Raw genomic sequence first — 7,182 nt, forward strand, 5'->3', positions numbered from 1 at the left:
AACCCGTCAACACCGCCGGCACCGCCGTACCCACCAGTGACACCCTCCAGCCCAGTGCCGGTCGGGTCACCCAGCCTCACCCGCGCCTGGGTAGCCAGGGCGAGCCCCGGTCGTTCCTCGGCATGACCGGCCAGCCGTGGGACGAGTTCGACTCGGTGCGGGCGGCGCGGCCGGTGCAGCGGGCGGTGGCCGATCCGGTCGGGATGACACAGGCACTGCGCACGGGACGGCCGGCACGCTCGCAGGACGGCGCCCGCCTCGCGTTGCCGCTGATCCTCGGCGGACAGGCGGTGGCCGCGGTCGGCCTAGTCGCCGCCGACGGGCATGTCTACGACGAGGACGACCAGCGGGTCGTCGCCGAACTCGTCGACCGGGCGACGGTCGCCATCGGCAACGCCCGCCAGTACGAACACGAGCGGCGCACCGCGGTCACCCTGCAGCGCAGCCTGTTGCCGCAGCTCGTCCCGCAACTGCCCGGACTCGCGTTCGCCTGGCGCTACCTGCCGGGCAGCGCCGGTGCGCTGGTCGGTGGCGACTGGTACGACGTGCTGCCCCTCGACGACGGACGGGTCGCCCTGGTCATCGGCGACGTGATGGGCCACGGCATCCACGCCGCGGCGACCATGGGCCAGATCCGCGCGGCCGTGCGGGCACACACAGTGGCACCGACACGCCCGTCCACGGTGCTCACTCGACTGGACACGGCAGCCACCCGACTCGAGCAGGGTCGCACGGCGACAGCGGCCCTCGCGGTGCTCGACCCGTCCACCGGTCGGCTTGTCGTCGCCTCCGCCGGGCACCTGCCGCCGCTGCTGATCACGCCGGGCGCGCCGGCCCGGTATCTGCCGATCGACCCCGGCCCACCGCTGACCGCCGGCCTCGCCGACTACCCCGAGACCTCGCTGACCCTGACCGCCGGCAGCACACTGCTGTTCTACACCGACGGCCTGGTCGAGGACCGTAGCCGTCCGGTGGACGAGGGCATGGAACTGCTGCGCTCGCAGATGTCCGCCGGCGGCAGTCCCGACGAGGTCTGCGACCGCGCGCTGGCCGCGGTCGCCCGACCCAGCGGCCACGAGGACGACACCGCCCTGCTCGCCGTCCGCTTCGCCGGCCCACCCCGCTGACCCACACCCCGTCACCACCCCCACGACCTGGCGTGCCCGGCCCGTCCCCCACCCGCCCCACCCGCCCCACCCGTCTCACCCCTTCCCTTCCCGGCACCGGCACCGGCACCGAGCCCGACGCGGGCTCCGACACCGACTCCGAGCCACTACGCGGGCTCCGAGCCCGACACCGACACCGGCTCCGACACCGGCTCCGGCGGCCCACCTGTCGCTGTGCCGAGGGTTGTTCGGGCTCATGCCGAGGGTTGTTCTGGAATCAGGGCCTGATTTCCCGAACAACCCTCGGCGTGTGGCGACAGCGGTCGTTTTGTGGCTACGGCGACCGGCGGAGAGCAACGATTACCGAACGGAGAGTAGCTAGGGGCAAGTGGAGGGCGATGGGCGGACGGCGGAGGGCGGACGGCGGAGGTCAGGTGGCGGGGCCGGCGATCGACTTCAGTTCGACGTAGGCGTCGAACCCCTCGGGTCCGTGTTCCCGGCCGATGCCGGACGCCTTGTAGCCGCCGAACGGAGCGGCGAAGTCGGTGGTGTAGCGGTTGACGGCGAACGTGCCGGTACGCACCCGGCGGGCGACGTCCAGACCGCGTTCGGCGTCGGCGGTCCACACCGAACCGGCCAGGCCGTACTCGCTGTCGTTGGCGAGCTCGACGGCCTGCGCCTCGTCGGCGTAGGGGATGACGGTGAGCACCGGGCCGAAGATCTCCTCGCGGGCGATGCGCATGTCGTTGGACGCGTCGGCGAACACGGTGGGTCGCACATACCAGCCGACGGGCTGGCCGGGTGGGCGGCCGTTGCCCCCGGCGACGACCCGGGCGCCCTCGGCCTGGCCGAGCGTGATGTAGTGCTCGACCCGTTCCTGCTGGCGGGCGGCGACCAGCGGGCCGATGTCGGTGGCGGGGTCCGCCGGATCGCCGACCCGCAGGGTGGCGACCAGATCGGCGAGGGCGTCGACCACCTCGGTGTAGCGGGCCCGGCTGGCCAGGATGCGAGTCTGGGCGACGCAGGCCTGGCCGTTGTTCATGAAGCTGGCCATCTTCAGCCCGTCGACGGTGGCGGTCAGATCGGCGTCGTCCAGGATGATCGCCGCCGACTTGCCGCCGAGCTCCAGGGTGACGCGCCGTCCGGCCGCGGTGGACCCGGTGAAAGCGATCTTGTCGATGCCGGGATGGGTGACCAGATGCTCGCCGACCTCGCGGCCCGCCGGCAGGACGGATACCACGCCCGCCGGGAAACCCACCTCGGCGATCACCTCGGCGAGCGCCAGCGCGTCGAGCGCCGTCTCCGGCGCCGGCTTGACCACGACGGTGCAGCCGGCGAGCAGCGCCGGGGCGAGCTTGGACATGATGGCCGCCTGCGGCACGTTCCACGGCACGATCGCGCCGACCACCCCGACCGGCTCGCGCCGCACGGTGATCGGGTCGCCGAGCACGCCGGTGCGTTCGGCTTCCCAGGGGTAGGTCTCGGCGAGGTCGGCGAGTGTGGTCAGCAGCAGCCACGGTGCGAGGGTCTGCCCGGTCTGGCTGAACCCGATCGGCGAGCCCATCTCCGCGGTGATCAGCTCCGCGAACTCCGGCGCGCGGGCCACGTACAGCTCGGCGAATCGCCGCAGCAGCGCGATCCGCTCCCCCGGGGCCAGCCGCGGCCATGGTCCGGTGTCGAAGGCGGCCCGGGCCGCGGCCACCGCCCGGTCGACGTCCGCCGTCGTCGCCGCGGGTGTGCGGCCCACTAACTCCGTCGAGTGTGGTGAGTGCACGTCGAGGACGTCCGTCCCCGTCGAACGCTCCCAGTTTCCGCCGATGAACAACCGGTCATAGCCACGCACAGGACCTCCCGCTGATCGCGCCGGGCCGGGCCGCCACACGCCACGTGCCATACGCCATGCGTCGCCCGCCGTTGACTGCCCGCCGGCCGACGGACACACGGGACATCCTGCACCGATTGTCGCGCCCGCTCACGCGATCACGGTTGTGGGCCGGCGGGGCACACGGTCACGGGTACGGGGCGGGCGCCGCCGCCCCGGACGGACGTTCAACATCGTGGACGACGAGCCGGCGCATCCGAGCTGGCGCGACGGCCTCGCCGCCGACCTCGGTCGGATCGGTCAGGGGATGCGGGCGACGCCGCAGTAGCCATCGACGGCCGCCGGCAGCGCCCCGTCGACGGTAGGCGCGGGACGCCAGTGGGTGTGCGGGACGACGCCGGGCTCGATGAGCGTCAGACCGTCGAAACGGCGGGCGAACTGCGCAGGCGTGCGCAGGATGTAGGGGAGGGCGCCGCTGTCGTTGTACTCATCCTGCGCGGCGTCGAAGTCGCCACCGCCGCTGCCACCTCCCTCGGGTGCGGGGCCGGCGGGCAGGGTGCCGTCGTAGCTCACGAGATAGCTGCCGGAGACGAGCGGGGCGAGCAGAGCGTCGACGATGCGGCGAAGCTCCTCGTCGTCGGCGACGTGGCCGAGCACGCCCATGAGCAGGAGCGCGACGGGTTGGTCGAGGTCGAGGGTGCGGGCGGCACCGGCCAGGACGGTGGCGGGGTCGTGCAGGTCGGCGTCGAGGTAGTCGGTGGCGCCCTCGGGGGTGCCGACGAGCAGGGCACGGGCATGTACGAGAACCAGCGGATCGTTGTCGACGTAGACGATCCGGCTGTCGGGGGCGACGCGCTGGGCGACCTCGTGGGTGTTGTCGGCGGTGGGCAGCCCGGTACCGACGTCGAGGAACTGGCGGATGCCCGCCTCACCGGCGAGCCACGTGACCGAACGGGTGAGGAACCCGCGGGAGGCGCGGGCAAGCTCGGCGATGCCGGGGAAGACCTTGAGGTACTCGTCGCCGGCAACCCGGTCCACCGGGTAGCTGTCCTTGCCGCCGAGCCAGTAGTTCCAGATTCGCGCCGAGTGCGGAACCGAGATGTCCACCCGGTCCTGCGGGCTGGACGGAACAGCCGCGTCAGCCGACATCGCGCACTCCGAAGGGTCAGGGGCCAAGGGCCGCGGAGACAGTGGCATGGCAGGCGGCGAAGGTGTCCGGCAGACACCGAAACAGCGGAGATCAGGGATCTCCCCCGCAAACCGCAAAAATGCTCTGCGATGCTGCGGATACCCTAATACAGGGCGGCACCTGTGGGCGGCCGGGCGCATGATGGGTGGCATGGGAACGGGCATGCGATCCGCCCGGAGCACCGTGGGCGATCCAGACGCATCGAGTGATCCAGGCACATCGAGTGATCCGGGCAGGCGGGTCCGGCAGGGCGCCACGGGCGGGTCGAACAGGCCGGGTCCGGTCGAGGCCGGGCCGGTGGCACAGCTGCGGGGCTGGCTCGGTGGGCAGGTGTTCCAGCGGGTCGCCGGGCCCGAGGGCGCCGGGCGCCGCGAGCGGATCTTCGCCGCGCCCGGTGAGCGCTGGTTCGCCGAAGACCGGCCGATCCGCCTGGTGCATGCGGACTCGGCGATGTTCGTCGGTGGCCTGCGGGCGTTGCTGTTGCAGTCGCTGCATCCACTGGCGATCGCCGGGGTGACGCAGCATTCGGATTTCCGTAACGACCCGTGGGGCCGCCTGGCGCGCACCAGCTTCTTCCTGGCGGCGACGACGTTCGGCCCGGCCGACGAGGCCGAACGGGCCATCGCCCGGGTGCGCGCCGTCCACCGGCGGGTCCGTGGTGTGGCCGCGGACGGCCGGCCCTACGCCGCCGGCGACCCGCATCTGATGCGCTGGGTGCATGTCGCCGAGGTCGACAGTTTCCTCGCCGCCTACCAGCGGTACGGCACCCATCCGCTGGACGCCGCGCAGCGGGATGGCTATGTCGCCGACACCGCCGTCGTCGCCGAACGGCTCGGCATCAAGGATCCGCCGCGTACCACCGCCGAACTCGCCGACACGCTGCGTTCCTACCGGCCGGAGCTCACCGGCACGCCCGAGGCCCGCTCAGCCGCCCGCTACCTGCTGTTGCGCGCGCCGCTGCCGTTGGCCGCCCGCGCCCCGTACAGCGCGCTCGCCGGTGCGGCGGTGGGGCTGATGCCCGTGTGGACGCGCTGGCCGTTGCGCCTGCCGTACCTGCCGGCCACGGAGGCCACCGTCGGACGTCTCGCCGGCCAGACGATCGTCACCACCATCCGCTGGGCGACCCGCGCCGCCGACCCTGCCGTGCCCCACGCCGGCCTCGACTAGTCGCCGGCTCCCCCGCCCACCGCGGCACGGCCGTCAGCATGCCGTCCACGACTGCTCGGGGACAGCGCCCTCAGCCCCTGTCGCAGCGCCGTCAGCGCCGTTCGAACACGAAGGCGGCGGCGACGGCGGCGCCGACGATGACTCCGACGATCAGGATGCCGCCGAGGACGAAGAAGCCGACCGTCTTGATCAGGGCGATGACGACCGGCAACCCGGCCATCATCAGATAGGAACCGCGGGTGCGTACCGGCGTGTTGGCGACGGTGGTGATCCGCTGCACGGCGGTGACCCGGGAGACGTTCATCTGGTCTGACACCGACGGCATCAGGCGGATGGTGCTCCAGGTCAGCGCGACGAACGCGCCCGTGAGCAGAACCGCGTAGATGAGGCCGAAAGCACGCCCGAACGCCTCGAACGACGCGCCCGCCGCGATGACGGTCGTCACCAGGGGCAGGTACCACCCGGTGGTGCGATCCTGCCCGGCCTGGCTGACCAGCCGCCGTGCCTGCGCGAACCGGGCGCCACGCCCGCCTCGACCCCCCGGACCGCCGCGCCCACCCGCACCGCCGCGGCCGGGTTCGGCCGATCCGCCGTAGTAGCTGTCCGCCATGACCGCCTGACTCCCTCCGGGCCTGGTGCGCCGACCCTCGGCCCCGCTACGCCGACCGGATCGACCTGTACCGCCGGATCGACCTGTACCGCTCCGGACGCGGCACTACCCAACCTATTCTCCCCCTTGCGCGGGGAAGCAGACGCGGATTTCGCCCGGCGGGTCCACCCCCGGGCACGATCCAGCCCGCCTGGGCCGATACGTGCGTCCCTGCGGCGGACATCCGACCGTGGACGTCCTGAGGCCGGTCAGCGGACGCCCGAACCACGCACGCCGAAACCCGCGGACGTCCACGGGGCGGTGGACGTCCGCGGGAAACTGTCGGTGGGGGAAGCTAGCGTGACGGCATGTGTCGCAACATCACGGAACTGCGGGGCCTCGAACCGCCGGCGAGCGACGAGGAGATCGAGGCGGCCGCACGCCAGTTCATTCGAAAGGTCAGTGGGGTGCGTCGTCCGTCGTCGACGGCCGATGACGCTGTCGAGGTGGCCGTCGCCGAGGTGGCGGCGGTGGTCCACCGGCTGCTCGGGACGTTGCCCGCCCGCCGGCAGCCACCCGCCACTGTGCCGCCGCTGCGCCGCCCCGAGGTGCGTGCCCGGCTCGGGCTCTGAGCCCGGCCGGTCTGGCGTCGGCCCTGCCGTCAGCGGCGCCTACGGCTGGCGATGCCTGCGGCCAGGGCGTCTGCGATCAGCGGCGGTGGCGGGCCATGTCGGCGCGGGAGCGGCGCCGGCGGTTGCCTGAGTCGACGAGCCGCTCCGGCGGGCGACCGGCCTCGGCGCCCGCGCGGTCGGCGGCGACGCTGTCGGCGATCAGTTCCCGGGTGCGGTCCTGTTCCTGGTCGTCCAGTCCGGTCAACAAGCTGTCGAACACACTCACCTGGTTACTCCTGGTCCTCGCTGCCGCCGAAATGTGCCGTTGCAATGAGCTTTCCCGCAACGTCGGCTGATAAAGCACGCCATCTTCGCTGATTGCGGCCAAGCATCCCGGACCAGAACGTCGCAGGTCGGATCGCCTGTGTCGCATCCGGCGATCAACCTCGGCGGCACGACCCGCGAGAAGCGGCCATCCCACCGGCACGCACCGGCGCCACCACCGCCTGTCACGGCCCCTGGACGACTACGGGCCGACCGCGCCCGCACGGTCGGCCGCCACGGATACCGTCCGCCCCTTCGGACGGCCCGTTCATCGGTCGCGGGGGACGGGCCGCCGGGGACGGGTCACCGCCCGCCGTCCCGGATCGTGGGCCCGCGGCCACCGCACCACCGCCGGAAACGTTCATGGACGGCGA

At 72.7% G+C, this 7,182-nt stretch carries 7 protein-coding genes; 3 read left to right on the top strand and 4 right to left on the bottom strand.

From position 1 onward, the window contains the following. On the top strand, positions 1–1,127 hold a 1,127-nt coding region (locus G6R24_RS16285; RefSeq protein ID WP_163550091.1), incomplete at its 5' end, for a PP2C family protein-serine/threonine phosphatase. A 409-nt stretch (positions 1,128–1,536) separates the two neighbouring features. Here G6R24_RS16285 and G6R24_RS16290 read toward each other — a convergent pair. Beyond that, positions 1,537–2,949 carry an aldehyde dehydrogenase gene (locus tag G6R24_RS16290; protein WP_163550092.1) on the bottom strand — a complete coding sequence of 471 codons (1,413 nt, stop codon included), beginning with the start codon at positions 2,947–2,949 and terminating at the stop codon, positions 1,537–1,539. A 279-nt stretch (positions 2,950–3,228) separates the two neighbouring features. Then, positions 3,229–4,077: an SAM-dependent methyltransferase gene (locus G6R24_RS16295; RefSeq protein ID WP_163550093.1), complete on the bottom strand. Its 849-nt coding sequence runs from the start codon at positions 4,075–4,077 to the stop codon at positions 3,229–3,231. Between the two features lie 337 nt (positions 4,078–4,414). On the opposite strand from G6R24_RS16295, the gene G6R24_RS16300 reads away from it, so the two are divergent. Further along, positions 4,415–5,284 carry an oxygenase MpaB family protein gene (locus tag G6R24_RS16300; RefSeq protein ID WP_225438615.1) on the top strand — a complete coding sequence of 290 codons (870 nt, stop codon included), beginning with the start codon at positions 4,415–4,417 and terminating at the stop codon, positions 5,282–5,284. A gap of 91 nt (positions 5,285–5,375) precedes the next feature. Here the strand turns inward: G6R24_RS16300 and G6R24_RS16305 are convergent, their stop codons facing one another. Further along, entirely contained in the window at positions 5,376–5,894 is a 519-nt protein-coding gene (locus G6R24_RS16305; protein WP_163550095.1) for a hypothetical protein, read from the bottom strand. Between the two features lie 347 nt (positions 5,895–6,241). Here G6R24_RS16305 and G6R24_RS16310 point away from each other — a divergent pair, with 347 nt between their 5' ends. Then, positions 6,242–6,505, top strand: coding sequence for a DUF2277 domain-containing protein (locus tag G6R24_RS16310; protein WP_163550096.1), 264 nt, complete (start codon positions 6,242–6,244; stop codon positions 6,503–6,505). Between the two features lie 76 nt (positions 6,506–6,581). On the opposite strand, the gene G6R24_RS16315 is transcribed toward G6R24_RS16310, so the two are convergent. Further along, a complete protein-coding gene (locus tag G6R24_RS16315) occupies positions 6,582–6,770 on the bottom strand; it encodes a hypothetical protein (RefSeq protein WP_163550097.1) in 189 nt (62 codons plus the stop codon). Positions 6,771–7,182: the final 412 nt, after the last annotated feature.

The sequence above is a fragment of the Candidatus Frankia nodulisporulans genome (genome assembly GCF_902806475.1).
GTDB classification, from domain to species: domain Bacteria; phylum Actinomycetota; class Actinomycetes; order Frankiales; family Frankiaceae; genus Frankia; species Frankia umida.

Bases quoted from the DNA above. Each gene is read 5' to 3' on its own strand.
- G6R24_RS16310 (WP_163550096.1), top strand. From the start codon at position 6,242: ATGTGTCGCAACATCACGGAACTGCGGGGCCTCGAACCGCCGGCGAGC.
- G6R24_RS16305 (WP_163550095.1), bottom strand. From the start codon at position 5,894: ATGGCGGACAGCTACTACGGCGGATCGGCCGAACCCGGCCGCGGCGGT.
- G6R24_RS16295 (WP_163550093.1), bottom strand. From the start codon at position 4,077: ATGTCGGCTGACGCGGCTGTTCCGTCCAGCCCGCAGGACCGGGTGGAC.